This is a genomic window from Acidovorax sp. SUPP1855, from assembly GCF_030158955.1.
GTDB lineage: Bacteria > Pseudomonadota > Gammaproteobacteria > Burkholderiales > Burkholderiaceae_C > Paracidovorax.
The window spans coordinates 82800-109253 of sequence record NZ_BQXI01000011.1 but is presented as its reverse complement, the minus strand read 5'-3'; the positions used below and the strand labels follow the sequence as shown (position 1 = coordinate 109253).

23 protein-coding genes and 1 pseudogene are annotated in these 26454 nt (G+C 69.6%); 14 read left to right on the top strand and 10 right to left on the bottom strand.

Annotated elements, in window-relative coordinates; all coding sequences use genetic code 11:
- Positions 1-82 precede the first annotated feature (82 nt).
- The 8 genes and pseudogenes from AVMA1855_RS12045 to AVMA1855_RS12010 all read right to left on the bottom strand — a co-directional run bounded on the left by AVMA1855_RS12045 (position 83) and on the right by AVMA1855_RS12010 (position 8454).
- Positions 83-1156, bottom strand: coding sequence for an ABC transporter ATP-binding protein (locus tag AVMA1855_RS12045; protein ID WP_284425879.1), 1074 nt, complete (start codon positions 1154-1156; stop codon positions 83-85).
- 1 nt (position 1157) lies between these two features.
- A complete protein-coding gene (locus AVMA1855_RS12040; RefSeq protein WP_284425878.1) occupies positions 1158-2051 on the bottom strand; it encodes a carbohydrate ABC transporter permease in 894 nt (297 codons plus the stop codon).
- A complete protein-coding gene (locus AVMA1855_RS12035; RefSeq protein ID WP_284425877.1) occupies positions 2038-2952 on the bottom strand; it encodes a carbohydrate ABC transporter permease in 915 nt (304 codons plus the stop codon). Before AVMA1855_RS12035 ends, AVMA1855_RS12040 begins: the two co-directional genes overlap by 14 nt.
- 7 nt (positions 2953-2959) lie before the next feature.
- Positions 2960-4291 carry an ABC transporter substrate-binding protein gene (locus tag AVMA1855_RS12030; RefSeq protein WP_284425876.1) on the bottom strand — a complete coding sequence of 444 codons (1332 nt, stop codon included), beginning with the start codon at positions 4289-4291 and terminating at the stop codon, positions 2960-2962.
- A gap of 18 nt (positions 4292-4309) precedes the next feature.
- A complete protein-coding gene (locus AVMA1855_RS12025) occupies positions 4310-5266 on the bottom strand; it encodes a TauD/TfdA dioxygenase family protein (RefSeq protein WP_284425875.1) in 957 nt (318 codons plus the stop codon).
- 156 nt (positions 5267-5422) lie between these two features.
- Entirely contained in the window at positions 5423-6253 is an 831-nt protein-coding gene (eutC, locus tag AVMA1855_RS12020; protein WP_284425874.1) for an ethanolamine ammonia-lyase subunit EutC, read from the bottom strand.
- A pseudogene (locus AVMA1855_RS12015) lies at positions 6253-7650 on the bottom strand (ethanolamine ammonia-lyase subunit EutB). The gene eutC and the pseudogene AVMA1855_RS12015 overlap by 1 nt, the downstream one beginning before the upstream one ends.
- 27 nt (positions 7651-7677) lie before the next feature.
- Entirely contained in the window at positions 7678-8454 is a 777-nt protein-coding gene (locus AVMA1855_RS12010; protein ID WP_284405254.1) for a DeoR/GlpR family DNA-binding transcription regulator, read from the bottom strand.
- Positions 8455-8869: 415 nt separating this feature from the next.
- Here AVMA1855_RS12010 and AVMA1855_RS12005 point away from each other — a divergent pair, with 415 nt between their 5' ends.
- From AVMA1855_RS12005 to AVMA1855_RS11960, 10 genes are all read left to right on the top strand, one after another.
- Complete coding sequence (locus AVMA1855_RS12005; protein WP_284425873.1) at positions 8870-9802, top strand: TauD/TfdA dioxygenase family protein; 933 nt, start codon at positions 8870-8872, stop codon at positions 9800-9802.
- A gap of 79 nt (positions 9803-9881) precedes the next feature.
- Complete coding sequence (locus tag AVMA1855_RS12000; protein ID WP_284425872.1) at positions 9882-10928, top strand: ABC transporter substrate-binding protein; 1047 nt, start codon at positions 9882-9884, stop codon at positions 10926-10928.
- 8 nt (positions 10929-10936) lie between these two features.
- A complete protein-coding gene (locus AVMA1855_RS11995; protein ID WP_284425871.1) occupies positions 10937-11911 on the top strand; it encodes an ABC transporter ATP-binding protein in 975 nt (324 codons plus the stop codon).
- Entirely contained in the window at positions 11908-12816 is a 909-nt protein-coding gene (locus tag AVMA1855_RS11990) for an ABC transporter permease (RefSeq protein WP_284425870.1), read from the top strand. The genes AVMA1855_RS11995 and AVMA1855_RS11990 overlap by 4 nt, the downstream gene beginning before the upstream one ends.
- 115 nt (positions 12817-12931) lie before the next feature.
- The gene (locus tag AVMA1855_RS11985) at positions 12932-13126 is read left to right on the top strand and encodes a DUF2905 domain-containing protein (RefSeq protein WP_272549218.1); all 195 of its coding nucleotides are present in this window, start codon (positions 12932-12934) and stop codon (positions 13124-13126) included.
- A gap of 94 nt (positions 13127-13220) precedes the next feature.
- On the top strand, positions 13221-14123 hold the full coding sequence (locus AVMA1855_RS11980) for an amino acid ABC transporter substrate-binding protein (protein WP_284425869.1): 903 nt from the start codon (positions 13221-13223) through the stop codon (positions 14121-14123).
- A 146-nt stretch (positions 14124-14269) separates the two neighbouring features.
- On the top strand, positions 14270-15205 hold the full coding sequence (locus AVMA1855_RS11975) for an ROK family protein (RefSeq protein WP_284425868.1): 936 nt from the start codon (positions 14270-14272) through the stop codon (positions 15203-15205).
- A 150-nt stretch (positions 15206-15355) separates the two neighbouring features.
- Entirely contained in the window at positions 15356-16234 is an 879-nt protein-coding gene (gene dapF, locus AVMA1855_RS11970) for a diaminopimelate epimerase (RefSeq protein WP_284425867.1), read from the top strand.
- Positions 16231-16926, top strand: a complete 696-nt coding sequence (locus tag AVMA1855_RS11965) for a DUF484 family protein (protein ID WP_272567184.1) — start codon at positions 16231-16233, stop codon at positions 16924-16926. Before dapF ends, AVMA1855_RS11965 begins: the two co-directional genes overlap by 4 nt.
- Before the next feature lie 67 nt (positions 16927-16993).
- The gene (locus AVMA1855_RS11960; RefSeq protein WP_284425866.1) at positions 16994-18001 is read left to right on the top strand and encodes a tyrosine-type recombinase/integrase; all 1008 of its coding nucleotides are present in this window, start codon (positions 16994-16996) and stop codon (positions 17999-18001) included.
- Between the two features lie 54 nt (positions 18002-18055).
- On the opposite strand, the gene AVMA1855_RS11955 is transcribed toward AVMA1855_RS11960, so the two are convergent.
- Positions 18056-19660, bottom strand: coding sequence for a methyl-accepting chemotaxis protein (locus AVMA1855_RS11955; RefSeq protein ID WP_284425865.1), 1605 nt, complete (start codon positions 19658-19660; stop codon positions 18056-18058).
- Between the two features lie 218 nt (positions 19661-19878).
- On the opposite strand from AVMA1855_RS11955, the gene AVMA1855_RS11950 reads away from it, so the two are divergent.
- Complete coding sequence (locus AVMA1855_RS11950; RefSeq protein WP_284425864.1) at positions 19879-21060, top strand: class I SAM-dependent rRNA methyltransferase; 1182 nt, start codon at positions 19879-19881, stop codon at positions 21058-21060.
- Between the two features lie 10 nt (positions 21061-21070).
- Here AVMA1855_RS11950 and AVMA1855_RS11945 read toward each other — a convergent pair whose 3' ends face one another.
- Positions 21071-22375, bottom strand: a complete 1305-nt coding sequence (locus AVMA1855_RS11945) for a sensor domain-containing diguanylate cyclase (RefSeq protein ID WP_284425863.1) — start codon at positions 22373-22375, stop codon at positions 21071-21073.
- 208 nt (positions 22376-22583) lie between these two features.
- Between AVMA1855_RS11945 and AVMA1855_RS11940 the strand changes: the two genes are divergently transcribed.
- From AVMA1855_RS11940 to AVMA1855_RS11930, 3 genes are all read left to right on the top strand, one after another.
- Positions 22584-23672, top strand: a complete 1089-nt coding sequence (locus AVMA1855_RS11940; RefSeq protein ID WP_284425862.1) for a CobW family GTP-binding protein — start codon at positions 22584-22586, stop codon at positions 23670-23672.
- A 175-nt stretch (positions 23673-23847) separates the two neighbouring features.
- Positions 23848-24585, top strand: a complete 738-nt coding sequence (dksA, locus tag AVMA1855_RS11935; RefSeq protein WP_272567197.1) for an RNA polymerase-binding protein DksA — start codon at positions 23848-23850, stop codon at positions 24583-24585.
- 54 nt (positions 24586-24639) lie between these two features.
- Positions 24640-26373, top strand: coding sequence for an STAS domain-containing protein (locus AVMA1855_RS11930; RefSeq protein ID WP_284425861.1), 1734 nt, complete (start codon positions 24640-24642; stop codon positions 26371-26373).
- Positions 26374-26454 lie beyond the last annotated feature (81 nt).

Sequence of the window (26454 nt, the reverse complement as noted above, 5' to 3'; positions counted from 1 at the left end):
CGATTATCAATTCGGTAGCGAATCACGGTGTCGGACATTGCCGAATTCGAATCCTTCGAATCTCTCCGACCAGAACAGGGCATCAATTCAGCCGCAGACCACTGGCCGCATCGAACAGGTGCGCCTGCGCCGCCACGGGCCGCAACTGAAGCGCGTCGCCCGGCCGCACGTCGATGCGGTCGCGGAACGCCGCCAGGATGTCGTGCCGGCCATCGAGCCGCAGCGCGACCTGGGTTTCCGAGCCCGTGGGCTCCACCACGACGACCTGGGCCGGCAGGCCCGCGCCGCTGGTGTCCAGCGCGAAGTGCTCGGGCCGGGCCCCGTACAGCACGCTGTCGCCCTGGCGCCCGCGGGGCGGGCGGGCCAGGGGCAGGCGCAAGCCGTCGTCGGTGACCACGCTGGCCTCGCCCTCCAGATGCAACCGGCCGGGAATGAAATTCATGGCCGGCGAGCCGATGAACCCCGCCACGAACGCATTGGCCGGCCGGTCGTACAGATCGAGGGGCGCACCCACCTGCTCGATCACCCCGTCCTTGAGCACCACGATGCGGTCGGCCAGGGTCATGGCCTCCACCTGGTCGTGCGTGACGTACACCGTGGTGGTGCCCAGCCGCTGGTGCAGCGCCTTGATTTCGGTGCGCACCTGCACGCGCAGCTTGGCATCGAGGTTGGACAGCGGCTCGTCGAACAGGAAGGCATCGGGCTGGCGCACGATGGCGCGGCCCATGGCCACGCGCTGGCGCTGGCCGCCCGAGAGCTGGCGCGGCGTGCGGTTCAGCAAGGCTTCCAGGCCCAGGATGGCGGCCACCTCGTTCACCCGGCGCCGGATGGCGGCCTGGCTCTCGCCCTGCAGCTTCAGCGAGAAGCCCAGGTTCTGCGCCACCGTCATGTGGGGGTAGAGCGCGTAGTTCTGGAACACCATGGCGATGTTGCGGTCCTTGGGCGCCACGTCGTTGATCACGCGCCCGCCCAGCCGGATCTCGCCGCTGGTGATGGTTTCGAGCCCCGCGATGGCGCGCAGCAGGGTGGACTTGCCGCAGCCCGAGGGCCCGACGAGCGCGACGAACTCGCCGTCGCGGATGTCGATGTCCACCCCGTGGATCACGGGTGTGCCGCCGTAGTGCTTGACGATCTGGTGAAGGGACAGTTCGGCCATGTCAGTCCTTGACGCCGCCGGCCATGAGCCCGCGCACGAGGTAGGTGCGCACGAGCACCGTGAAGATCACCACCGGAAACATCACCAGCGTGCCGCTCGCGGCGATCTTGGTCCACTCCCAGCCTTCGTACTGCAGGAAGTTGACGATGGCCACCGGGGCGGTGATGGCATTCGTGCGCGTGAGGATCAGCGCGTAGAAGAAGTCGTTCCAGGAAAAGATGAAGCACAGCACGGCGGTGGCCGCCAGCCCGGGGGCCGCCAGCGGCAGCGTGATGCGCCAGAACGCCTGCCAGACGCCGCAGCCGTCGATGTAGGCCGCCTCTTCGAGCGCGGTGGGCACCGCTTCGAAGAAGGTCTGCATCAGCCAGATCACGATCGCCAGGTTGAAGGTGAGATAGACGATGGCCAGGCCCACGATGGTGTCCTGCAGGCCGAGCCAGCGGTAGGCCAGGAAGAACGGGATGGTGAAGGCGATGGGCGGCGCCATGCGCGTCACCAGGATCCACAGGGCCACCTGGCGCCGCCACCGGAACTGCCAGCGCGTGAGTGCATAGGCGGCCGGCACGCCGATCAGCAGCGACAGGCCGGTGGACAGGGTGCTGACCGCCAGGCTGTTCCAGAACGACTTGAGGAAGTTGCCCTGCAGCAGGCTGCGAAAGCCCTCCAGCGTGGGCGTGAAGAGCAGGCGGTCCTCGAAGATGTCCGCGCTGGGCCGGAAGGCCAACTGCACCAGCCACAGGAAGGGGAACACCACCACCAGCAGCAGAGCGACGGCCACGAGGCCGCGCGCGTGGCGGCGCAGCCAGCCGGCGCGGCGTGCATCTGGCAAGCGCAGCGCGGCAGGGGGCGGCGTGAACGTGGAGGGCAGGGGCAGGGCGGCTTCAGCGTTTGTCATGGTCGTTCCATCCGAGTCGGCCCACCAGCCAGCTGAGCGCGAACACGCTCGCGAGAATCACCATCGCGATGGCGCTGGCATAGCCCCAGTAGGAGAAATTGAAGGCCTGGATGAAGCCGTAGTAGTTGGTCACCTCGGTCACCGTGCCCGGGCCGCCATCGGTCAGCACGTAGATCAGCGGAAAGGCCTTGAAGCTGTCGATCAGCCGGAACAGGCCGCACACCACCAGAACCGGCCGCAGGTAGGGCAGCACGATGTACCGGAACAGTTGCCAGCGGTTGGCGCCGTCCAGGCTCGCGGCCTCCAGCGGGTCGTCCGGCACCATCTGCAGCGTGGCCAGCACCATCAGCAGGGTGAACGGAAACCACTGCCAGGTGTCGGCGATGGAGATGGCCCACAGGGCCGTGTCGGGGTTGGCGATCAGTGAGCGCACCGGCAGGCCCACCGCCTCCAGCGCGCGGTGCAGCGGGCTCACGTCGGGCGTGTACAGGATCTTCCAGATCAGCGCCACCACGATGGGCGGCAACACCATGGGGATCAGGAACGCCGTGCGCGTGGCGCCCAGCAGCTTGGAGCGCCCATTGAGCAGCAGCGCCAGGCCCAGCCCCACGCCCAGTTGCAGCGCCACGCTGGAGACCGACAGCTGCAACTGCGTGGCGATGGAGCGCAGAAAGCGCGTGTCCTGCAGCAGGTGGCGGTAGTTCACCAGCGGATCGTCGAAGCGGAAAGTGCCGGCCGCGTCGGTGAGGCTCAGGGGCGTGAAGCTCGTCACCAGCAGTGCCGTGGCCGGCGCCAGCGTGATGACCAGCAGCACGGCCAGCGAGGGCAGCAGGCCCCACAGGAAGGCGCGGCGGCGCGCCGCTTCCCAGCCGAGGCCGGGGCGCAGAGTCAAGGTGCTCACTGCCGGCTCACAGCTTCAGCCCGGCGCGCTGGAGCTCGGTGATCGACTGGGCCTGCGCCTGCTGCAGCGCCTGCCGCGCGCTGGCCTGGCCGGAAGCGATCAGCGCGATCGCCTTGTTGAGCTGCTGGTCCACTTGCGGGTAGACCGACACCGTGCGGTACTTCATGTGCCCGGTCTTGGAGGCCAGCTCGATCGAGTCCAGTGCCAGTTGCGCCAGGTCGTTGCCGTTGATGACCTGCCTGGCGCGGAACTCCCGGGAGTCGATGTCCGAACGGCGCGCGGGCGAGCCGTAGCCGGCCAGCACCGCTTTGCGCGTGGTCTGCTTGGACAGCGCCCACTGGATGAAGGCCCACGCGGCCTCCTTGTTCTTCGACCCCGTCGGAATGCCCAGGCCATGCACGGCCGTGCCCGGAAAGCGCCCTGCAGGCCCCTTGGGCACCTGGCCGAACTGCAGTGTCTTCAAGGTCTTGCTGGAGGCAGGGTCCCCCAGTTGCGCGAGATGCAACTGCCCCGCATCGGTGAAATTGACGCGGCCGAGCTTGAGCGCCTGGGTCACCTGGTCGGGCGTGTAGGTGATGGCACCGTCGGGCCCGAACTCTCGCAGCAGGCTGGCGTAGTACTCGGCCGCTGCGATGGCTTCGGGCGTGTCCAGCGTGGGGTACAGGTCGTCCGGTGCCTTGCGGAACACGTCGCCACCGAAGGCATGCAGATAAGGCACGAAGGTCCAGCCGTAGTGGCTGTCGGACACGAAGCCCGCCACGCGCTCCTTCTTGTTCACGGCGCGCAGCACCTTCACCAGGTCGTCCGTGGTGTCGGGGTAGGCCAGGCCGGCCTGCTGCACCAGATCGAAGCGCGAGGAGGCGGACAGCAGCGCCTCGGCCGTCCAGGGAATGCCGTAGAGCTTGCCGTCCTTGCCGGTCTCGGGTGCGCGCGCGCCGGGCAAAAAGTCGTTCACGTCCCAGTCGGCGGGCGTGAGGTTGGGGTTCCTGATGAAATCGTCGAGCGGCGCGAGCCAGCCCGAGTGGATCCATCGGCTCGAGTAGATGAAGGTCACGTTGACCACGTCGTAGGCCGAGCCTTTGGTGGACAGCTCCAGGTCGGCACGCTGGTTGTAGACCGGGAACGAGGGCGTGTCGAAGTTCACCTTGGCGCCCGTGAGCGACTCGAACTCGGGCAGGTACTGCTGCAGCAGCTTGGGGTAGGCCGCGCTGAAGGTCGAGACATTCAGGGTCACGCCCTGGAACTTCTTCGCACCGCTCTGCGCCTTCGCAAAGCCGGGCAGCAGGGCGGTGGCGCCCAGGGCCGATGCGGCCTGGAGCCACTGGCGTCGTTGGGTCATGTCGATGGCTCCGTGGCGTCAGGCGGTCGCGGTAATGACGCTGTCGATCTGCGCGTCGTTGGTGGCTTCGGGCCGCACGCGGGTGCGGCTGCGGCGCCCGTCCACCGCCACGGCGGGCTCGCCGTGCACCGTGACGCGGCGCACCACGCGGGCCTGCGTGCCGTAGTCGTTGATCGCGAAATGCTGCGTCGCCCGGTTGTCCCAGATCGCCACGTCGTCCTGCTGCCACTGCCAGCGCACGGTGTTCTCCAGGCGGACCACGCGGTTTTGCAGGATCTCGAAGAGGCGTGCCGATTCGGTGCTGGAAAAGCCCGCGATCTTCTTGACGAAGTGGCCCAGCAGCAGCGCGCGCTCGCCCGACACGGGGTGCACGTGTACCACGGGGTGCTCGGCCTCGAACACGGAGGACACGAACACCTTGCGGTGGTGGTTCAGCCGTTCCTCCTCGACCACCACGCGCTCGGCGCCGTAGTCGTAGTCGTTGCTGTGCACGGCCCACAGGCCGTCCGCCAGGCGCTGGAGATCTTCGGGCAGGCGGGCATAGGCCGCGGCCGTGTTGGCCCACACCGTGTCGCCGCCGTAGGCCGGAATGGTCACACCGCGCAGGATGCCGTACTTGGGGAATGCGTCGATGAAGGTCACGTCGGTGTGCCACGAATCGGCACGGCCACCGCCCTTGGAGGCGTCGAGTTCGAAGATGCGCGTGCCCGTGGGCGAGGGCACCGTGGGATGGGCCACGGTCTTGCCCAGGCGCGCGCCGAACGCCTGGTGCGCGGCATCGTCCAAGTGCGTCTGGCCGCGGAAGAACAGCACCTTGTGGCGCACCAGCGCGGCGGTGAGGTCGCCGATGGTCGCGTCGTCCAGTTCGCCCGACAGTTGAAGGCCGAGCACTTCACCGCCCAGGCTGCCCGCCACGCGGCGGATGCGCAGGTTTCCAAACGATGTATCGAACCGGGATGGGGATGTTTCGCTCACGGGCAGCTCCAGCGGGGAAAGGGTGATGGCCCGATTCTGGAGACCGCCATGGCGGACGCGAAGCGACCAAATCGGATATGCAAGCGACCCGAACATCGGGCCATATCCATAGGCCGAAAAGATGGAAGTGCGCTGCCGGCCCGTTACCCGTTACCGTTACCCGTCGGTCAGCGTGCCCTTGGCCGGTGCGGCGTCCAGGGTGGCCGCATCGCTGCGGTCCTTGAGCCCGATGCCGGTGAGCCCCAGGCGCCGGGCCTCCTGGCACAGCCACCACAGGCGCGCCGCCGCCGCGGCCGGTGCCAGCCCTTCGTGCCGCACATTGGAGATGCAGTTGCGCTGCGCATCGCTGCGGTCCACCTGCGGATGCCAGGTGAGGTAGATGCCCAGGCTGTCGGGCGAACTCAGGCCCGGGCGTTCGCCGATCAGCACCGCCACCAGGCGTGCGCCCAGCAGTGTGCCCACCTCGTCGCCCAGCGCCACGCGCGCCTGCGTGGCAATGACCAAAGGGCCGATGCGCCAGCCCTGCGGTGCCGTGCCCCGGATGGCGTGCACCAGCGGCGCGGCATGGCGTTCCACGGCCAGGGACGAGAGGCCATCGGCCACCACCAGCAGCAGGTCGCATCCCGCCTGCGGGGTGCCGCCATCGCCCTGGCGACCCAGGCCTCGCAGGCGCTCGGCATCGGCATCGCCCAGGCGGCGGCCCAGGTCCGGGCGCAGCAGGTAGGTGGCACGGTCGGTGGCGGCGCTGGCCACCTGCAGCGGGGTGCCGCCTTCCGGGGCGAGCTGCGTGGCCAGGCCTTCGGCATCGAGTGGCCGGTGCACGGCATCGCGTGCCTGGGCGTGGGCCATGCCGAAGTCCAGCAGTTCGCGCGTGGGGATGGCGGTGCCTGCGCGCCCCAGCGCCAGCCGCGCCGCCGTGTGGGCGCGCAGGTCGTCCCAGGGATCGGGCGGGGGGCCGGCGTCCGGAGTGGCGGGTGTGTCGGCCATCACCCGGCCCCTCCGATGCGCCGCAACTGCGCCAGCGCGGGCCGCTGCTGCGCGGCGGGCAGCAGGCGGCCGGCCCCGTCGGTCAGCTGCATGCGCTGCAGCCAGGCCTCGAACTCGGGTGCGCGCCGCAGGCCCAGCACTTCGCGCAGGTACAGCGCGTCGTGGAACGAGGTGCTCTGGTAGTTGAGCATGATGTCGTCCGCACCCGGAACGCCCATGATGAAGGTCAGGCCCGCCACGCCCAGCAGCGTCATCAGCGTGTCCATGTCGTCCGAATCGGCCTCGGCATGGTTGGTGTAGCAGACGTCGCAGCCCAGCGGCACGCCCAGCAGCTTGCCGCAGAAGTGGTCTTCCAGGCCCGCGCGGATGATCTGCTTGCCGTCGTACAGGTATTCCGGCCCGATGAAGCCGACCACGGTGTTGGTGAGCAGGGGCGAGAACGCGCGCGCCACGCAGTAGGCCCGTGCCTCGCAGGTCTGCTGGTCCACGCCGTGGTGGGCGTCGGCCGACAGGGCACTGCCCTGGCCGGTCTCGAAATACATGACGTTGTCGCCCAGCGTGCCGCGCCGGAGCGACAGGGCCGCCTCGCGCGCCTCGTGCAGCAGGGCCAGGTTCACGCCGAAACCGGCGTTGGCCTTTTCGGTGCCGGCGATGGACTGGAACACCAGGTCCACCGGCGCGCCCTGCTCGATCATCTGGAGGGTGTGGGTCACGTGCGTGAGCACACAGGACTGCGTGGGAATCCGCAGCGTGGCGATCACCTCGTCGAGCCGGTGCACCAGCCCCGTCAGGGCCGCGATGCTGTCCGTGGCCGGGTTGATGCCGATCACCGCGTCGCCCGCGCCGTAGAGCAGGCCGTCGATCATCTAGGCGGCGATGCCGCGCAGGTCGTCCGTGGGGTGGTTGGGCTGCAGCCGCACGGCCAGGTGCCCGGGCAGGCCGAGGGTGTTGCGAAAGCGCGTGGTCACCCGGCACCTGCGCGCGACGGCCACCAGGTCCTGGTTGCGCATGAGCTTGCTCGCGGCCGCCGCCATCTCGGGCGTGAGGCCCGGCGCCACGGCGGTCAGCAGGGCGCTGTCCGCGGCCAGCAGCCAGTCGCGCAGCCCCCCGACGGTGAGGTGGGCGATGGGCGCGAAGGCCGCGGCATCGTGCGTGTCGATGATGAGGCGGGTGACCTCGTCGTCCTCGTAGGGCACCAGCGCTTCGCTCAGGAAGCGGTCGAGCGGCACATCGGCCAGGCACATGCGCGCGGCCATGCGTTCCACCGCCGTGCCCGCCGCGATGCCCGCCAGCACGTCGCCCGACCGGGCCGGCGTGGCCTTGGCCATCACGTCGCCCAGGTCGCGGAACTGCCAGCGCTGTCCGCCGGCGGTGTGGTGGTAGCGGCTGGCGGGCATGGGGCGTCGGGGGCCTTTCGTGGACGGTCAGGCGACGATGACGTGGCTGCCGGCCGCCTGCAACGCCGACAGGCCGGGCAGCGCGCGCGAGCCCGCATCGGTCACGATGGTATCGATCTCGGGCAGGCCTGCATACACCACGCGGCTGGCCTGGCCGATCTTGCTGTGGTCGGCCAGCACGATGAGCCGCTGCGCCTGCGCCGCCATGGCGCGGGCGATGGCCGCCTCGTGGTGGTCGAAGCTGGTGGCCCCGTGCAGGCAGTGGATGCCCACGGGCGAGAGCAGCGCCACGTCGGCGCGGTAGCGGTGGATCTCGGCCACCGTGATGTCGCCGTGCGTGGCCCGCACCCCGGGGTCGGTGCGGCCGCCCAGCAGGATGACGTCGTTGCGCGCCGGGCGGCCGGCGTCGGCCCCGGCCAGCTGGAGCGCGGCGTTCAGGCTGTTGGTCACCACCGTCATGCCCGACAGGGACGACAGCTCCGCCGCCAGGAGGGTGGTGGTGCTTCCGGCATCGAGGAACAGCGTCTGCCCCGGCTGCAGCTGCCGCAGCGCGGCGCGGGCGATGGCGCGCTTTTCGCGCTCGCGCACCGCCTGGCGCACGGCCAGCGGGGGTTCGGGCGCCGGGCCGGGCGCGACCACGCCGCCGTGCACACGGCGCAGCACGCCCTGCGCCTCCAGCTCGACGAGGTCGCGCCGCACGGTCTCGCGCGAAACGTCGAGGTCCTTCACGATGCGCTCGGTGCTCACGCGGGTGAGCGTGGCCAGCAGCGTGCGGATGCGGATGAATCGTTCTTCCTGCAGCATGTCCTGTGATCCTGTCGTGTCGGTTCGTTCGCGGGTGGGGATAGCGCAGGGGCCGTGCCCGCGGTCCGGTGGTGCCGGGTGGCTCCGTTCACCCGCAGGCGCCGGTGTCCTGGAGCATCGCGAAAGAACGGGGGAGGGGGTGTGCGTGTGCGTGTTCCGTGCGGCCCCGGTCGGTGCGATGGGGGGCATGGGTGCCCAGTGTTATCTTTTGCTTGAAAGGGCACAAGCACCCAATATGCCAAGGTCAGGCGTCCGTTTCGTGACGGGTGCCAGCACTGGGCAAGCAGTGGGGGCACCGTGTCGATAGATGATTTTGTAGTTAGCAATGCATAAATCATTCGTTCCGGTTTGGAGGTGTGCTGAATAAAGTGGCAACCCAGAGGGCCCCGCCGGGCCCGTTCAAAGGTGGTTCACCATGTCGGCAGTTCTGTCCCACGCCCCGGTTTCCGCGACGGCCATCGCCCTGGACGATGATGCCGCGCCGCAGCCCTTCGATATCCGCCCGGTGGCCGGCGCCGCGGGCCCGCTGGGCGCCGAGGTGGTGGGCCTCGATCTGTCGCGGCCCCTCGGCGCGCAGGACTTCGACCGCATCCACCGCGCGCACCTTGCGCACCACGTGCTGGTGTTCCGCGACCAGCGCATCACCCCGCGCCAGCACATCGATTTCAGCCGCCGCTTCGGCCCGCTGCAGATCCATGTGCTGAAGAACTTCCAGCTGGCCGATCACCCCGAGATCCTGATCGTCTCCAACATCAAGGACGCAGGCGGCCAGCCCATCGGGCTGGGCGATGCGGGCCACTACTGGCATTCCGATCTGTCGTACAAGGAAAAGCCCAGCCTGGGCTCGCTGCTGCATGCGCAGGAGCTGCCCGGAGAGGGCGGCGACACGCTGTTCGCCGACCAGCACGCGGCCTACGATGCCTTGCCCCTGGCGCTCAAGAACGCCATCGCCCCGCTGTCGGCCGAGCACAGCTACCTGGCCAAGTACGAAGCGTTGCGCGCTCGCAGCCCCTGGCGCCCGAAGCTCACGCAGGCGCAGATCGACGAGGTGGCGCCTGCGGTGCATCCGGTGGTGCGCACCCACCCCGAAACCGGCCGCAAGGCGCTCTTCGTGAGCGAGCACTTCACCACGCGCCTCGTCGGCCTGCCTGACGATGAAAGCCGCGCTCTGCTGGACGAACTGTTCGCCGCCAGCGTGCGGTCCGAGTTCCTGTACCGGCACCGCTGGCTGCCGCACGACCTCGTGTTCTGGGACAACCGCTCGGTCATGCACCTGGCGGCCGGCACGCCCGACAGCGAGCGCCGCAAGCTCTACCGCACCACGGTCGAGGGCGACCTGCCGTTCTGAACGGCCGCCGCCTTCGCCCTGCGTTCCTCCCTTCCCCTTCTTCGTTGCTTCTCGCTTCTCGCGCCAGGAAATGCCCACCATGCACCAGTCTTCACGCCGCGGCATCGCCCGCCGCACCCTTGCCGCCCTGGCCGCTGCCGGCCTCATCGCCTGCGGCCTGGGGCTGCCCGCCGCTTCGCACGCGGCCGAAGGCCAGTTGCGCATCGCGCAGCAGTTCGGCGTGGTGTATCTGCTGTTGAACGTGGCGCAGGATCAGAAGCTCATCGAAAAGCACGGCAAGGCGGCGGGCATCGACATCCAGGTCGATTACCTCCAGCTGTCCGGCGGCTCGGCGGTCAACGATGCCCTGCTGTCCGGCAACATCGACATCGACATCGCAGGTGCTGGCGTGGGCCCGCTGTTCACGCTGTGGGACCGCACCAAGGGCCGCCAGAACGTGAAGGGCGTGGCCTCGCTGGGCAACTTTCCGTACTACCTGGTGAGCAACAACCCCAAGGTGAAGACGCTGGCCGACTTCACCGAGCAGGACCGCATCGCGCTGCCCGCCGTCGGCGTGTCGGTGCAGTCGCGCGTGCTGCAGATGGCCTCGGCCAAGCTCTGGGGCGACAAGGAGTTCAACCGCCTGGACAAGATCCAGGTGGCCCTGCCGCACCCCGATGCCGCCGCCGCGATCATCAAGGGCGGCACCGAGATCACGGGCCATTTCGGCAACCCGCCGTTCCAGGAACAGGAACTGGCCGGCAACCCGGCCGCGCGCATCGTGCTCAACTCCTACGACGTGCTGGGCGGGCCTTCGTCGGCCACCGTGCTGTACGCGACCGAGAAATTCCGCCGCGAGAGCCCCAAGACCTACAAGGCGTTTCTGGATGGCCTGGACGAGGCCGCCAAGTTCATCACCGCCCACCCCGAGAAAGCGGCGGACATCTACCTACGCGTGACCGGTGCCAAGACCGACCGGGACCTGCTGCTCAAGATCATCAAGAACCCGGAAGTCCAGTTCAAGGTGCGACCCGAGAACACGCTGGGCATGGGCCAGTTCCTGCACCGCGTGGGCGCCATCAAGAACGCGCCGACCACGCTCAAGGACTATTTCTTCGAAGACGCCCACACCGCGGGCGGCAACTGAAGCGCGCCATGCGGCTGGGACCCCTTTCCCCCGCGCTGATGGAGCGCCTGGAGCCCGAGACCGGCGGCGCGGCCCCGGCGGCCGGGCCTCTGCCCACCCGCGCGGCGGACCCCTCGGCGCTGCTGCATGTGGAGGGCGTGAGCATCGACTACCGCACGCGCGACACCGTGGTGCGGGCCACGCACCGGGTGGATTTCCAGGTGCATGCGGCCGACCGCTTCGTGCTGCTGGGCGCCTCGGGCTGCGGCAAATCGACGCTGCTCAAGGCCATTGCGGGCTTCATCCCGCCGAGCGAAGGCCGCATCGTGCTCGACGGCCAGCCCGTCACGCGGCCCGGGCCCGACCGCGTGGTGGTGTTCCAGGAATTTGACCAGTTGCCGCCCTGGAAGACCGTTCGTGAGAACGTCATGTTCCCGCTGCTGGCCGCACGCCGCGCCAGCCGCGCCGAAGCCGCGGAACGCGCGGCGCTCTACCTCGACAAGGTGGGGCTGTTCCGGTTCGCCGATGCGCACCCGCACCAGCTGTCGGGCGGCATGAAGCAGCGCGTGGCCATCGCCCGCGCCCTGGCCATGCAGCCGCGCGTGCTGCTGATGGACGAACCCTTCGCCGCGCTCGATGCGCTCACGCGCCGCCGCATGCAGGAGGAACTGCTGGGGCTGTGGGACGAGTTCCGCTTCACGCTGATCTTCGTCACCCATTCCATCGAAGAAGCGCTGGTGGTGGGCAACCGCATCGCCATCCTGTCGCCGCACCCGGGGCGGCTGCGCGCCGAGGTCAACTGCCACCAGTTCGGGCTGCACAGCCTGGGCGGCACGGCGTTCCAGGCCACGGCCCAGCGCATCCACCGGCTGCTGTTCGACGAGCCGGCGCCCGGAGGCGGCGCTGCCGGGCCGGTGCAGGCCGAGGTGCAGGCGCACGAGCGGGCCGTGCCTTCTGCCGCGGCGCGGCCGATCAGCGGCCTGCCTTTTCAGATTTCCGTATGACCGCTGCCCTCACCCCTCCCATGGACGCCGCGCCCCGTGCGCGGCCCGAGCCGCCCGTGCGGCCGGAGTTCGAAGGCCCGCTCGCGCCGCTCGAAGGCATTGCGCCCCAGCAGCCGCTGCCGCTGTTCGCCCGCGTTTGGCAGCAGCAGGCCGTGCGGCGGCTCGCCATCCTGGCGGTGCTGGCCGTGCTGTGGGAGCTGCTGGCGCGCTGGCAGGACAACGATCTGCTGCTGCCCACCTTCGTGCAGACCGCCCGGGCCCTGGCCGAAGGCCTGGCGTCGGGCGAGCTGCTGGCCAAGGCCGCGATCTCGCTGTCGGTGCTGCTCAAGGGCTACCTGGCCGGCATCGCGGGGGCCTTCGTGCTGACCACGCTGGCGGTCTCGACCCAGTTCGGGCGCGATCTGCTGTCCACGCTGACCGCCATGTTCAACCCGCTGCCCGCGATCGCGCTGCTGCCGCTGGCGCTGCTGTGGTTCGGCCTGGGGCAGGGCAGCCTGGTGTTCGTGCTGGTGCACTCGGTGCTGTGGCCGCTGTCGCTGGCCACCTACGCGGGCTTTCAGGGCGTGCCCGAGACCCTGCGCATGGCCGGGCGCAACTACGGCCTCACGGGCATCCGCTACGTGCTGCAGATCCTGGTGCCGGCGGCGCTGCCGTCCATCCTGTCGGGCCTGAAGATCGGCTGGGCCTTTGCCTGGCGCACGCTGATCGCCGCCGAGCTGGTGTTCGGCGCGTCGTCGGGCAAGGGGGGGCTGGGCTGGTACATCTTCCAGAACCGCAACGAGCTCTACACCGACAAGGTGTTCGCCGGCCTGGCGCTCGTGATCCTCATCGGGCTGCTGGTGGAGACGCTGGGCTTTCACACCCTGGAGCGCCTGACGGTGCGCCGCTGGGGTGTGCAGCGCTGACCGAACGGCCCGCTGCACGGGGGCGCGTGCGGGCGGGGGCCATGCCCCTGGGCTTTCAGGCCCCTGGCCGGCCGATCCGGGGGGCGAAAATCCGCAAGCCCTACACTTGCAGCCCATGTTTCGCTGGCTGATCGTCGTTTTTCTCGCGCTGGTGCTCATCAACGGCCTCACGCCGCTGCTGCAGCGCCTGGGGATGGGGCGTCTGCCGGGGGACTTCCGGTTCCGTCTGTTCGGTCGCGAGTGGTTCATTCCACTCACCAGCACGCTGCTGCTCAGCGCCTTGGCGAGCCTGATCGCCAAGTGGGTGTGAGGCCCGCGCGTCGCCTGTCACGGATTTTCCATCTGCCCTTGTCACACTGGGCGCGCCCGATGTCCCGGCCGCCCCTTTGAAAGTCGTTTTTCCCATGTTCCGCTCTATCGCCCGGCTGCTGCCGCTGCTCGCCTGCGCCATCGCGCCGTTTTCCGCCATGGCCCAGGGCCCGGCCAACACCTTGCAACGCATCCAGGAAACCCATTCCATCACCCTGGGCGTGCGCGAAGCGGCCTGGCCGTTTTCGTTCCTGGACGACAAGAAGGCCCCCGCGGGCTACTCCGTGGACCTGTGCCTGGCCGCGGTCGATGAGATCAAGCGCACGCTCAAGCTCAAGGAGCTGGACGTGAAATACAAGGTGGTGAGCGGCACGGAACGCATCCCCAAGCTCGAAGCCGGCGAGATCGATCTCGAATGCGGCTCCACCACCAACACCAAGGCGCGGCAGGATCGCGTGGCGTTCAGCAACACCGTCTTCGTGGCGGGCATCCGCGTTCTGGTGCCCAAGGGCGTCAAGATGGATGTGCTGCAGGACTTGGCCGGACTGCCCGTGGCAGTGAGCAAGGGCACGACGTCCGAAAAGCTCCTGACCCAGCTCGCCGTCAACGAGGTGAAGATGCAGCTCAAGGTGTTCGCGTCCGACACCGAGGCCTACAAGGCCTTCCAGGACGGCACCGTGCGCGCCTATGCCAACGACGATTCGCTGCTGCTCGGCATGGCCGCCAAGAACAAGGCCGCGGACAAGGTGGAGTTGAGCAAGTTCGTGCTGTCGGTGGAGCCCTACGCCATCATGATGCGCAAGGGCGATACCGAGCTGGGCGCCGTGGTGGACCGCACGCTGAACCGCCTGTTCTCGAGCCGCGAGATCGACCCGCTGTACAAGAAATGGTTTGCCACCGCGCAGTTCAACCTGCCCATGGCGCGCCTGAGCCGCGAGAGCTTCAGCCGCCCGAACAAGGAGCCGGGCGTGGCGATGGTCCTGGGCTACTCCATCTGAGGTCCCCGCCGGGCGCGCCGGCGGTCGGCCCTGGCCTACATGCCGCCGCCGCCGCCCCGCCGATACTGGCGGGCAACGCCTGCGTCCGTTGACCGCCGCCCTTGCGGGCCGGCCGGGCCCAGGCCCTGCACGAACGCGAGGTGGTAATGAGAGCATGCATCGACATCGGCGGCACGAAGATCGCCGTCGCCCTGGCGCCCGCGGGCACCGGCCTGGCCGAACTGGTGGCGCGCCGCACCGAGCCCACCGCCAAGACCGGCGCACCCGACGCCCTGGCCCGGCAGGCCCTGCGCATGGTGGACGAGGCCTGCGCCGAAGCGGGCATCACCCGCGCGCAATTGCAGGCCACCGGCGTCTCGGCCTGCGGCCCCTTCGCGCTGCGTGACGGCCAGGTGGAGCTGGCCACCCCCAACATCTGCGGCGGCCTGGCCGGCCCCGGGCGCGACGCGCCGAACGACTGGATGCAGATCCCGCTGCAGGCGCCGCTGGCGGCCGCGCTGGGCACTGTCCATGCGCAGAACGACGCCGTCGCCGCGCTGCTTGCCGAGCGCCGCTGGGGCGCGCTGCAGGGCCTGAACCACTGCGCCTACGTGACCTGGAGCACCGGCGTGGGCGTGGGCCTGTGCGTGGACGGCCGGGTGCTGCGCGGCAAGAACGGCAACGCGGGCCATGCGGGCCACAGTTTTTCCAGCGACGGGCCGGGCGACGCCCTGTGCGGCTGCGGCAACGTGGGCGACGTGGAGTCGCTCGTGGCCGGCAGCTCGATGCCGCGCCGCTTCGGCCACGACGCCGAACAACTGGTCGATGCGGCCAAGCGGGGCGATGCCGCCGCGCACGCCGCGGTCGCGGGCATGTGCCGCGTGCTGGGCCGCATGCTCTACAACCTGGTGGCCACGCTGGATCTGCAGCGCATCAGCCTCGGGGGGAGCGTGTTCCTGCACCATCAGGACTACCTGCTGCCGCCGCTGCAGGCCGAGGTGTCGGCGTACCTGCCGGCGCTCACGGCCGGGGTGCAGCTCGTGCCGGCCGGCCTGGGCCTGCAGGTGGGCGACTATGCGGCGCTGGCGGTGGCGAGCGGCTGAGATGGATCGGCCTTCAACCGTCTCGCTCCGTTGGTTCGCCTGGCCGTGCTCCGGCACTGTCTGCGGCTTCCCGCCGGGTGTTCCGGCGGAAGGCCAAACCGCATGAACCGTTACATGGCGGCCCGGTCGGGGGGACGATAATCCGGCCCCATGCACATCCGCTTCACCAAGATGCAGGGCGCGGGCAACGATTTCGTCGTGATCGATGAAACCCAGGGCCGCCTCGGCCTCACCGCCGCGCAGTACCGCTTCCTGGGCGACCGCCACTTCGGCGTGGGCGCCGACCAGATCCTCACCGTCCGTCCCTCGCCCGCCGAGGGCATCGACTTCGAATACGTCATCCACAACGCCGACGGCGGCGAAGTGGAGCAGTGCGGCAACGGCGCGCGCTGCTTCGCCCGCTTCGTGCGCGACAAGGGCCTGACCACCCGCGACCGCATCCGCGTGCGCACCCGCGCTGGCGACATCGCCCCCGAACTCACCCCCGACGGCCGCGTGACGGTGGACATGGGCCGCCCGGTGCTCGATACCGCGCGCGTGCCGTTCGACACCACGGGCCTCACCCCCATCATGCAGGGCTTGGGGCAAAAATGGCCTCTGGCGCATGATTCACTAGGGCATGATGCTATTATTTTTGTAGCAGTCGTTTCCATGGGCAATCCGCACGCGGTGCAGCTCGTGGACGACGTGGACACCGCGCCCGTCGCGCAGACCGGCCCGCTCATCGAGCGCCATGCGCGCTTTCCGCAGCGCGTGAATGCGGGCTATCTCCAGATCGTGGACCGCGCCCGGGTGCGCCTGCGCGTGTACGAGCGCGGCGCCGGCGAGACGCTGGCCTGCGGCACGGGCGCCTGCGCCGCCGTGGTGGCGGGCATCCGCCTGGGGCTGCTCGATGCGCGCGTGGACGTGCAGACCCGTGGCGGCCTCCTCACCATTGCCTGGAACGGCGGCGACACGGACCCGGTCTTCATGACCGGTCCCGCCACCACCGTCTTCGAAGGCCAGATCGACATTCCCGACACACCATGACCATTCCCCACAGCACCCAGGTTCCCCCCATCACCGAAGACGACATCGCCGAGTTCCTGGCGCAGACGCCGGGCTTTTTCGAGCGCCACGCCGAGGTGCTGGCCAGCGTGCAGATCACCAGCCCCCACGGCCAGCGGGCCGTGAGCCTGCAGGAACGCCAGGCCGAGATGCTGCGCGAGAAGATCAAGGGCCTGGAGCAGCGCATCATGGAAATGGTGCGCAACAGCAACGAGAACGCCGCCATCGCCCACAAGATCCACCGCTGGACGCGCGAGCTGGCCGAGGCCCGCAACCCCTCCAGCCTGCCGAACGTGGTGGAGGAGGGCATCCGCCGCCTGTTCGACGTTCCCCAGGCCGCGCTGCGCCTGTGGGACGTGGCCCCCACCTATGCCGGTGCGGCCTATGCCCAGGGCGCGAGCGAGGATGCGCGGGCCTTCGCCTCGTCGCTGACCATGCCGTTCTGCGGGCCCAACCTGGGGTTCGAGCCCACGGCGTGGCTGCCCGATGCATCGCAGGTGCAGTCGCTGGCCCTGCTGCCGCTGCGCGAAGGCGCGATCGACAGCACCGAGCCGGCCTTCGGTCTGCTGGTGCTGGGCTCGGCCGATCCGCACCGCTTCGATGCCGCCATGGGCACGGATTTTCTCGCCCGCATGGCGGAGCTGGCGAGCGGCGCGCTTTCGCGCCTGCGCTGAGCGGCGGCGCCGGCCCCTTGCCCGCCGGTGCCTTCTGCCTTTCTTTTCCCCTGCATCGCCGCCTGCCATGACCGAACCGGTGCCCACCGCCGATGCCGAGCCGGCACCGGCCGCCACCGCGCCCACCGATCCGGCGGTGCTGCGCTACCTGGAGCACGTGCGCGTGGAAAAGCGCCTGGCTGCCCGCACCCTGGCCCTGTACACGCTGGACCTGCAAAAGCTCGCCCGCTTCGCCGAAGGCGCGGGCGTGCCGCTGCTGGGCATGGCCACCGCGCACATCCGCCGCTTCGTGGCGCAGATGCACAGCGGCGGGCGCAGCGGGCGCGGCATCGCGCTCATCCTCTCGGGATGGCGCGGGTTCTTCACCTGGGCCGGGCAGCAGGGCCTGGTGCCGCACAACCCCGTGCAGGGCGTGCGGGCGCCGCGCGCGCCCAAGCCGCTGCCCAAGGCCCTGCCCGTGGACGATGCGGTGCGCCTGGCCGAGTTCGAGCACGCGGGCGGCGACCCCTGGCTGGAGGCGCGCGACGCCGCCATGGTGGAGTTGCTCTACGGCTGCGGCCTGCGGGTGGGCGAGCTGGTGGGGCTGGATGCCGCGCCCGGCCCCCACACCCAGCGCCAGGGCCGCGGCTGGATCGACCTGGAGGCCGGCGAGGCGCATGTGTTCGGCAAGGGCTCCAAGCGCCGCAGCGTGCCGGTGGGAACGGCCGCACTGGCTGCGCTGCAGGCCTGGCTGGCGCAGCGCCCGCAGCCCTTTGGCGGCGCTGCTTCGGCGCGGCTGGATGCGGCGCTGTTCGTGGGCCAGCGCGGCCAACGGCTCACGGCGCAGTCGATCTGGCTGCGCCTGCGCCAGCGCAGCCAGCAGGCGGGGCTGACCACGCCCGTGCACCCGCACATGCTGCGCCACTCGTTCGCCAGCCACCTGCTGCAGTCGAGCGGCGACCTGCGCGCGGTGCAGGAGCTGCTCGGCCACGCCAACATCACCACCACGCAGGTCTACACGCGGCTCGATTTCCAGCACCTGGCCAAGGTGTACGACGCGGCCCATCCGCGCGCCCGCAAGAAATCCGACGACTGAGGGGCCGGCCGCTGGCGCCGGGCCTGGAGGCCGGCGGCCGGCCGCCGGGCGGGATCAGCCGCGCACCAAGCGCCGCGGGATGCGCGGTGCCGCCAGGACGGGGTGCTGGGGCAGCTTGAAGGCCGCCACCGAGGCCAGCAGTTCGCGGGCTCGGCTGCTCAGGGCGGCCGCGGCCGCGGCCATTTCCTCGACCATGGCGGCGTTGTGCTGGGTGGTCTGGTCCATCTGCGTCACGGCGCCGTTGATCTGGTCCACGCCCTCGCTCTGCTCGCGGCTGGCGGCGGTGATCTCGCCGACCAGGCCGGTCAGGCCGCCGATGCTGCTCACCACGCTGCCCATGGTCTGGCCTGCGCGGTCCACCAGGGCCGTGCCCGCGTTCACGCGGTCCACGCTGGCGGTGATGAGGCCCTTGATCTCGCCGGCCGCCTGCGCCGCGCGCTGGGCCAGGTTCCGCACCTCGCCCGCCACCACGGCGAAACCCCGGCCCTGGTTGCCGGCGCGGGCCGCTTCCACGGCGGCGTTCAGCGCCAGGATGTTGGTCTGGAAGGCGATGGCATCGATCACACCGATGATGTCCGCGATCTGGCGGCTGCTGTCGTTGATGCCGCGCATGGTCTGGATCACGTCCGACACCACCGCGCCGCCCTCGCGGGCCACGGCGGACGCGGTCTGCGCCAGCTGGTCGGCCTGCCGCGCGCTGTCGGCGTTGTGGCGCACGGTGGCGCTCAGTTGCTCCATGGACGCCGCCGTCTGCTGCAGCGCGCCGGCCTGGCCCTCGGTGCGCGCCGACAGGTCGCCGTTGCCCTGGGCGATCTGCGCCGCAGCGGCCGAGACGCTCTCGGCGCCCTCGTGGATGGCGGTCACCACGGTGGCCAGGTGGTCACGCATGTGGCGCAGCTGCGCCATCAGGCTGGTGTCGTCGCCGGGGGCGAGGGCGATGGCCACGGTGAGGTCGCCCTGGGCCACGCTGCGCGCCAGGGCGGCGGCGGTGGCGGGCTCGGCGCCCAGTTCGCGCAGGATGCTGCGCGCCACGAGGTAGCCGAAGCCGAGCGCGGCCAGCACGCCCGCCGCCACGGCCACCACGATCCCCAGGCGGGTGTCGGCGAAGGCCACCTCGGCGGCTTCGTAGTCGGCCTGCGCCGTGTCCAGCTGCACCTGCGTGAGGGACGACAGCACCGTCTGCAGCGGGTCGAGCGCCGGGTACATCTCGCGGGCGGCGAAGGCGGTCAGCCCCGGGATGTCGCCGGCGTGCAGCAGGCCTTCGAGCCGCGCCACCGCCGCATCGGCGGCCAGTTGCAGCGGGCGAAATTGCGCGACCAGCCGGCGCTCCTCGCCGATCAGCGGGGCGGACAGGTAGGCCGACCACTGGGCGTCGATGTCCTTGCGTGCGCTGGCGATCGAGTCGAGGCCCTGGCGGGGCGTCATGGCGCCGTCGCGCACCTTGTGCGCCGTGTCCACGACGTTCACGGCATAGGCGTCCGCCACGATCTTGATCTGCTTGAGCGGCACGACACGGTCGTGATAGACCGACACGAGTGCGGCATTGGAGCCCGCCATGCCCAGCAGGCCGGCGGCGCCGACGCCGGCGGCGAGCAGGCACAGGAGGGCCAGGAGCAGGGCCAGGCGGGTGGCGACTTTCAAAGGACCGAAGTGCAGCATGTGGTGTTTTCTCCCTGAAATTGTTGGAATGCTTGTGGGCTTGGGTGTGCGTCTCCCGCCAGGGGGCTGGAGATGGGGGGATTGTAGGAATCTGTGAGCGGATGTTTCTCAACAATGCTCAAATGTTGCTTTGCGTCCTCCCGGCGCGCCCCGCTTGCCATCGGGCCCGCGCCATGGGTGTGGCCGGGGCGGCGCACGGGCATCGCACAATCGCGGGCATGAAAACCCTACGCCTTCGACCCGGCAAAGAGCGCTCCCTGCTGCGCCGCCATCCCTGGATCTTCGAATCGGCCATCGCCAAGGGCGGCGGCGACAGCGGCGAGACCGTGCGCGTGGAATCGCACGAAGGCCAGTTCCTCGCCTGGGCCGCGTTCAGCCCGACCTCGCGCATCCGCGCACGCGTGTGGAGCTTCGACGAAACCCAGCGCATCGATGCTTCTTTTTTCATAGCAGCATGCCGGCGTTCCATATGCGCCAGAGGCCGATTCGGGATTGAAAGCGATGGTGTGCGCCTGGTGCACGGCGAGTCCGACGGGCTGCCCGGCCTGATCGTGGACCGCTATGGCGACACCCTGGTGGCGCAGTTCACCAGCGCCGGCACCGAGCGCTGGAAGGCCGTGATCGCCGACGCGCTGCTGCAGGAGACCGGGCTGGCGCGCCTCTACGAACGCTCCGATGCCAGCGTGCGCGGGCTGGAAGGGCTGGAGCCGGCCACCGGCTGGCTGCGCGGCGAAGGCGAGACGGGCCTGTCGATCCGCGAACACGGCTGGCGCCTGACGCTGGACATCGCCGAAGGCCACAAGACCGGCTTCTATCTGGACCAGCGCGACAGCCGCAAGCGCTTCGCCGACGCCACGCAGCGCCTGGGCTTCCAGCGCGTGCTCAACTGCTATTGCTACACGGGCGGGTTCACCGTCGCGGCGCTCTCGGGCGGGGCGGGGCACGTGACCTCGATCGATTCGTCCGGCCCGGCGCTGGAGCGCGCCCGGGCGCACGTCGCCCTGAACGGCTTCGAGGCCGGCCGCGCGGATTTCCTCGATGCCGACGTGAACGCCTCGCTGCGGCAGTTCCTCAAGGAAGGGCGCACCTTCGACGCCATCGTGCTGGACCCGCCGAAGTTCGCACCGACCGCCGCGCACGCCGACCGGGCCGCGCGCGCCTACAAAGACATCAACCGCCTGGCGCTGCAGCTGCTGGAGCCGGGTGGCATGCTGTACACCTTCTCGTGTTCGGGCGGCATCAGCGCCGACCTGTTCCACAAGATCGTCGCCTCGGCCGGGGCCGACGCGGGGGTGGACGGCTTCATCCTGGAGCGCCTGGGCGGCGCGCCCGACCACCCCATGACGCTGGAGTTTCCCGAGGGCGAATACCTCAAGGGCCTGGCGGTGATGCGCAAATAGCCGGTCGCGCTCAGCCGCCCGCGCCGAACACCTCGACGCGCCCGCGGCCGTTGTGCTTGGCCCGGTAGCAGGCCACGTCGGCATCGTGCAGCACCACGTCGGGGCTGTCGCTGTGGCTGGAGAAGACGCGCACCCCCACGCTGGCGCCCACGCGGAAGCGGGCGCCTTCGGCGGCGAAGTCCTGCTGGTGGATGGCCTGGACGATCTTCGTCCCCACGGCCTGCGCCTGCTGCGTCTCGCAGGCCTGCAGCACCACGACGAACTCGTCGCCGCCGATGCGCACCAGCGTGTCGGCCATGCGCACCGACTGGCGCAGCAGCACGGCCACCTGGCACAGCACCTGGTCGCCCGCGCCGTGGCCCGCCGCGTCGTTCACGGCCTTGAAACCGTCCAGGTCGATGTACAGCAGGGCATGCGGCCCGGGCTGGCCGGACAGCGTTTGCACGATCGAGTGCAGCCCGCGCCGGTTCTGCAGGCCTGTGAGCGCATCGTGCAGGCTTTCCTCGCGCAATTGGTCCGTCAGCGCGCGCAGTTCGTCCTGGCGCCGCTTGTCGGTGCTGATGTCGGTGTGGAAGGCGCAGGTCTGCCCGTCGGCCATGCGGTTCATGGCCACCCGCACCCAGCGGCCGCCGGGCAGCGGCACCTCGAACGGCACCCCGGCGAAGTTCAGGCTGTCGTGCAGGGCGGCGACGATGTCTTCGGCGCGCGCCGCGTATTCGTCCGGGGCGCAGGCCGACGCCCAATGCTGGCGCACCACCTCGGCGTAGCTGCGCCCGAGCGCCGCCACCTTCGAGGGCAGGCCGTACATGGCAAGGAAGTGGTCGCTCGCAAACACGATCCGCCCGTCGCCGCTTTGCACCGAGGCGCCGTCGCCCGCGTGTTCGAGCATCTGCAGCGCATCGTCGGTCGGCCGGTCGGCGGGAGGCAGTGCGGGCGCCTGGGTGGGCATGGGAAGGGCGGCCTCGGCCACCTCCAGCCAGATGCGCACGCGGTGCCCATCGCCCATGGAGGACGCCGCCACCCGCAGCCAGCGGCCCCGGTGCTGGAAGACGTATGGGCGCGTCTGCTGCACGTGCCGAGCGATGCCGTCGGCCACATGGCGCTCCAGGTAGCGCAGGTCGTCCGGGGCCAAGCGCTGGCGGTAGAAGCGGCGCAGGTTGTCCGCGTACGGCTCGCCGGCGTGGACGTGGCCGTCGTGCTCTGGAAAGAAGCGCAGGAAGCTCTGGTTCCACAGCACGGTGCGGTGCTGGTCGTCGAAGACGCACAGGGCAATGCCCAGGGAATCGAGCAGCGTGGCGGTCAGGCGGTAGTCCATGGCCAAAACGTATCAAAAAGCTTCTTCGATAGTCACTGTATAGCAGGCCGATGACGGTGTTGCGCTCGATGGGGGTGCTTGACAGCGCCGCTACACTGGATGATGGTCCTGCAGCCGCCTTCGCGGCCGCGCTGCAGAGGCCGGCGCGCCGTGCTTTTTCTTTCTTTCCGCGTTGCGGCACCCGCTGTTTCACCCAAGGCTTTTCTCCATGTCCCTCATTCCCGCCACCATCCTGACCGGCTTCCTGGGCTCGGGCAAGACCACGCTGCTCAAGCGCCTGCTGTCCGAGGCCCACGGCCAGAAGATCGCCGTGATCGAAAACGAATTCGGCGAAGAGAACATCGACAACGACATCCTGGTCACCGAGTCCAAGGAGCAGATCGTGCAGATGAGCAACGGCTGCATCTGCTGCACCATCCGCGAGGACCTGCGCGAGACGCTGCAGCTGCTGGCCGCCAAGAAGCGCAAGGGCCTGCTCGACTTCGACCGCATCGTGATCGAGACCACGGGCCTGGCCGACCCCGGCCCCGTGGCGCAGACCTTCTTCATGGACGAGGAGATCGCCGAGACCTACCTCATCGACTCCATCATCACCCTGGTGGACGCCAAGCACGCCCCCCAGCAGCTCAACGACCGCCAGGAAGCGCGCCGCCAGGTGGGCTTCGCCGACCAGATCTTCCTGTCCAAGACCGACCTCGTGGGCAAGGAAGAGGCCGACGCCCTGATCCACCGCCTCAAGCACATGAACCCGCGCGCGCCGATCAAGGCCGTGCATTTCGGCGAGGTGCCGCTGGCCGAGGTGCTGGACCTGCGCGGCTTCAACCTGAACGCCAAGCTCGACATCGACCCGGATTTCCTCAAGGAAGACGACCACGGGCATGACCATGGCCACGACCATGGGCATGACCACCACGATCACGACCACGCGCATGGCGAGCATTGCGACCACCCCTCGCACCAGCAAGGCCAGGGACACGGCCACCACCATCACCACGACGATGACGTCAAGAGCTTCGTCTACCGCGCCGAGCGCCCGTTCGATCCCGCCAAGCTGGAAGACTTCCTGGGCGCCATCGTCAACATCTACGGCCCGCGCATGCTGCGCTACAAGGGTGTGCTGAACATGAAGGGCACCGAGCGCAAGGTGATCTTCCAGGGCGTGCACCAGCTCATGGGCAGCGATCTGGGCCCGCAGTGGGCCGAGGGCGAGCAGCGCCTGAGCAAGATGGTCTTCATCGGCATCGACCTGCCCAAGGACATCTTTCTCCAGGGCCTGGAACAGTGCCTGGCCGAGTAGGACAGGACCCCGTTTGGGGCTTGCCGCACCGGCTTGTGTGATATCTGCTACTTTCCAGTTCGCGCCGGGCCCGGATCGATACAATCGCGCCCCGGTAAAACGCCGGAAGGCCTGCTACTGCCCCTGGAGCCGCGTCGCGTGCTCAGGGCCCGCCCCTACTGCGAGGAGACAGGAAGTGAAAGCCGAACCCAGCAAACCCGAGGCGGATGCCAAGGCACCCTCCAGCGGCACCGTCCGCGCGGCCGCCAAGGCGCCCGCCAAGTCCAAAGCCGCCGTGCCGGTGCCTGCCTCCGCGGGGCCTTCGAGCGAACCCGCGCGCAGTCCCCGGCCTTCTTCCCGTTTGGCCCAATTGACCGTACCATCCATGGCACCCGCGGTGGCCTCCACCGCCGCCAAAGCCAGCTATACACACACCATGCCTACGACCCTGCAACCGCAAAATTCCGTCGCGGCCGCCAAGAAAGATCCCAAGCTGGCCGGCAACTGGAAAACCAAGTCCGCCGAAGAGTTGAGCGATGCCGAAGTGCTCGCCATGCCCGACAGCGAGTACATGAACGAAAAGCAGCTGGCGTTCTTCCGCCACAAGCTGGTGCAGCTCAAGCAGGACATGCACAACAACGCCGGTGAAACCACCGAGCACCTGCGCGAAGACACCGTGGTCGTGCCCGACCCCGCCGACCGCGCCACCATCGAAGAAGAGCACGCCCTCGAACTGCGCACGCGCGACCGCGAACGCAAGCTGCTCAAGAAGATCGAGCAATCCATCGGCCGCATCGATGCGGGCGACTACGGCTACTGCGACGAGACGGGCGAGCCCATCGGCGTCGGCCGGCTGCTGGCGCGCCCCACGGCCACGCTGTCGCTGGAAGCGCAGCAGCGCCGCGAACTCAAGCAAAAGATGTTCGGGGACTGACCGGCCGATCCTGCCCTCCCTTTTTTGCGCGGCGAGCGACCTGACCCACCATCCATGAGCAAGGAAGAGTCTTCCCCCGGCCTGTTGTCCAAGATGGTTCGGTTCGTCCGCAACCCCACGGTCAACTGGACCGATCTCGATTCCATCGATGCCGACCGCGAAAGCCAGTACAGCAAGCAGATGCTCAAGGAGATGATCGAGCGCAAGCGCCGCAACGATTTCGTGCGGCGCCGGGAGTTCGATCAGTTGCGCAAGCTGCGCAAGCGCGAGGCCCTGCAGGGCCAGCGCACCGAAGACCCGACCGCGCGGCCTTCGTTCTTCCAGAGCAGCATGGCATCGCCCGACGACCGGGCCGTCACGCTCAAGAAGATCGACGAGATCGAAGCGCAGATGTCCCAGCAGTGGTGGAAGAGCAAGAACACCCCCACGCCCAGCGAACTGGGTGACTCCGCCGCCACCGCCACCGATTCCACCATCGCCGCGGCCCACGACCGGGCCTTCGCCCCCACGGCACCCGCCAGCCTGCCTGGCGTGCTGTCGGCGCCGACCGCCGTGCAGCCGCTGTTTTCGGGCGAGAGCCTGCTGCCCTCCGGCGCGCCCGAGGGAGCCGGCGCGGCGCCATCGCCTTCGCAGGCGGTGCCGGCAGCCGCTGCTGCATACGCCCCGCCACCGGCCCCCGAGGTGGCCCCCGCAGAACCGGAGGAATTCGTGCACGAACCCGACCTCGAGGAAGCCGCCATCCGCTTTGCCAATGGCGACCATGCCGGCGCGGAGTCCGGCCTGCTCGAAGTGCTGGCCCAGCACGAGCAGGACGATCCCCAGCAGCAACTGGAGATCTGGATGACGCTGTTCGACCTGTACCGCGCCATCGGGGAGCACGAGCGCTTCGATGCGCTGGCGATCGACTACGCGGCCCGGTTCAGCCGCTCGGCGCCGCTGTGGTTTTCCATGCCCGAACTGCTGGGCCTGCAGGCGCAGCCCGCGCCGGCCGCCACGGGCTTCGCGCAGCGCGAGTTCAGCTGGAACTCGCCGACCACGCTGGCCGCGCAATCGGTGGTGGCGCTGCAGGCGTCGCTCGCCCGCGCCGCCCCGCCCTGGACGCTGACCTGGTCGCGCCTGGCCGCCATCGACGAGGCGGCCGTGCCGCTGCTGGCCAACCTGTTCACGCAGTGGGCGGAGCAGGAGGTGCAGCTGACGTTCTTCGGCGTGGAAGCGCTCAACACGGTGCTGGAAGCCCGCACCCAGTCCGGCGACCGGGATACGTCCCCCGAGTGGTGGCGCCTGCGCATGGCGGCGCTGCGCCTCATGGGCCGACCCGACGAGTTCGAACTCGTGGCACTCGACTACTGCGTGACCTACGAGGTCTCGCCGCCATCGTGGATCTCGCCGCGATGCAGCTATTCCAGCGACGACGGCGGGGCCCCGGTGCCCGAAGATGCCACGTCCTCCGATTTGCATGCCTCCGGCTACGGCGATCCCTCGTCCATGCCGGCGGGCCTGGAGAGCGCCGAGCCTTCGGCCTCGCTGTCCGGCCACATCGAGGGCGACGCGGTGCCGCTGCTGGCGCCGTTCGAGGAGCAGGTGAAGCCCGGCGCGCCGCTGATCATCGCGTGCGACCGCCTGGTGCGCGTGGACTTCGCGGCGGCCGGCTCGGTGCTCAACTGGGCGGCCGAGCAGCAGGCCCACGGCCATGCGGTCCACTTCGTCAACCTGCAGCGGCTGGTGGCGGTGTTCTTCAACGTGATCGGCGTGAACGAACACGCCTGGGTCGTTCCGCGCAAGAACTGACCCTCGGGCGCACGGCGCCGGCAGGGCGCGCTGGCCGCTCTTCATGCCCCGTGCAGCGCCGTGCGCTGGGGCCGTTGCAAA

Excerpts from the sequence above, each read along its gene's own strand:
- AVMA1855_RS11955 (WP_284425865.1), bottom strand. The coding sequence starts at position 19,660 with ATGCTGCACTTCGGTCCTTTGAAAGTCGCCACCCGCCTGGCCCTGCTC.
- AVMA1855_RS11980 (WP_284425869.1), top strand. The coding sequence starts at position 13,221 with ATGTTCCGCTCTATCGCCCGGCTGCTGCCGCTGCTCGCCTGCGCCATC.
- AVMA1855_RS12005 (WP_284425873.1), top strand. The coding sequence starts at position 8,870 with ATGTCGGCAGTTCTGTCCCACGCCCCGGTTTCCGCGACGGCCATCGCC.
- AVMA1855_RS11965 (WP_272567184.1), top strand. The coding sequence starts at position 16,231 with ATGACCATTCCCCACAGCACCCAGGTTCCCCCCATCACCGAAGACGAC.
- AVMA1855_RS12010 (WP_284405254.1), bottom strand. The coding sequence starts at position 8,454 with ATGCTGCAGGAAGAACGATTCATCCGCATCCGCACGCTGCTGGCCACG.
- AVMA1855_RS12000 (WP_284425872.1), top strand. The coding sequence starts at position 9,882 with ATGCACCAGTCTTCACGCCGCGGCATCGCCCGCCGCACCCTTGCCGCC.
- dapF (WP_284425867.1), top strand. The coding sequence starts at position 15,356 with ATGCACATCCGCTTCACCAAGATGCAGGGCGCGGGCAACGATTTCGTC.
- AVMA1855_RS11985 (WP_272549218.1), top strand. The coding sequence starts at position 12,932 with ATGTTTCGCTGGCTGATCGTCGTTTTTCTCGCGCTGGTGCTCATCAAC.
- AVMA1855_RS11930 (WP_284425861.1), top strand. The coding sequence starts at position 24,640 with ATGAGCAAGGAAGAGTCTTCCCCCGGCCTGTTGTCCAAGATGGTTCGG.
- AVMA1855_RS11960 (WP_284425866.1), top strand. The coding sequence starts at position 16,994 with ATGACCGAACCGGTGCCCACCGCCGATGCCGAGCCGGCACCGGCCGCC.
- AVMA1855_RS12040 (WP_284425878.1), bottom strand. The coding sequence starts at position 2,051 with ATGACAAACGCTGAAGCCGCCCTGCCCCTGCCCTCCACGTTCACGCCG.
- AVMA1855_RS11945 (WP_284425863.1), bottom strand. The coding sequence starts at position 22,375 with ATGGACTACCGCCTGACCGCCACGCTGCTCGATTCCCTGGGCATTGCC.
- AVMA1855_RS11950 (WP_284425864.1), top strand. The coding sequence starts at position 19,879 with ATGAAAACCCTACGCCTTCGACCCGGCAAAGAGCGCTCCCTGCTGCGC.
- AVMA1855_RS12030 (WP_284425876.1), bottom strand. The coding sequence starts at position 4,291 with ATGACCCAACGACGCCAGTGGCTCCAGGCCGCATCGGCCCTGGGCGCC.
- AVMA1855_RS11940 (WP_284425862.1), top strand. The coding sequence starts at position 22,584 with ATGTCCCTCATTCCCGCCACCATCCTGACCGGCTTCCTGGGCTCGGGC.
- AVMA1855_RS11975 (WP_284425868.1), top strand. The coding sequence starts at position 14,270 with ATGAGAGCATGCATCGACATCGGCGGCACGAAGATCGCCGTCGCCCTG.
- AVMA1855_RS11990 (WP_284425870.1), top strand. The coding sequence starts at position 11,908 with ATGACCGCTGCCCTCACCCCTCCCATGGACGCCGCGCCCCGTGCGCGG.
- eutC (WP_284425874.1), bottom strand. The coding sequence starts at position 6,253 with ATGGCCGACACACCCGCCACTCCGGACGCCGGCCCCCCGCCCGATCCC.
- AVMA1855_RS12045 (WP_284425879.1), bottom strand. The coding sequence starts at position 1,156 with ATGGCCGAACTGTCCCTTCACCAGATCGTCAAGCACTACGGCGGCACA.
- AVMA1855_RS11995 (WP_284425871.1), top strand. The coding sequence starts at position 10,937 with ATGCGGCTGGGACCCCTTTCCCCCGCGCTGATGGAGCGCCTGGAGCCC.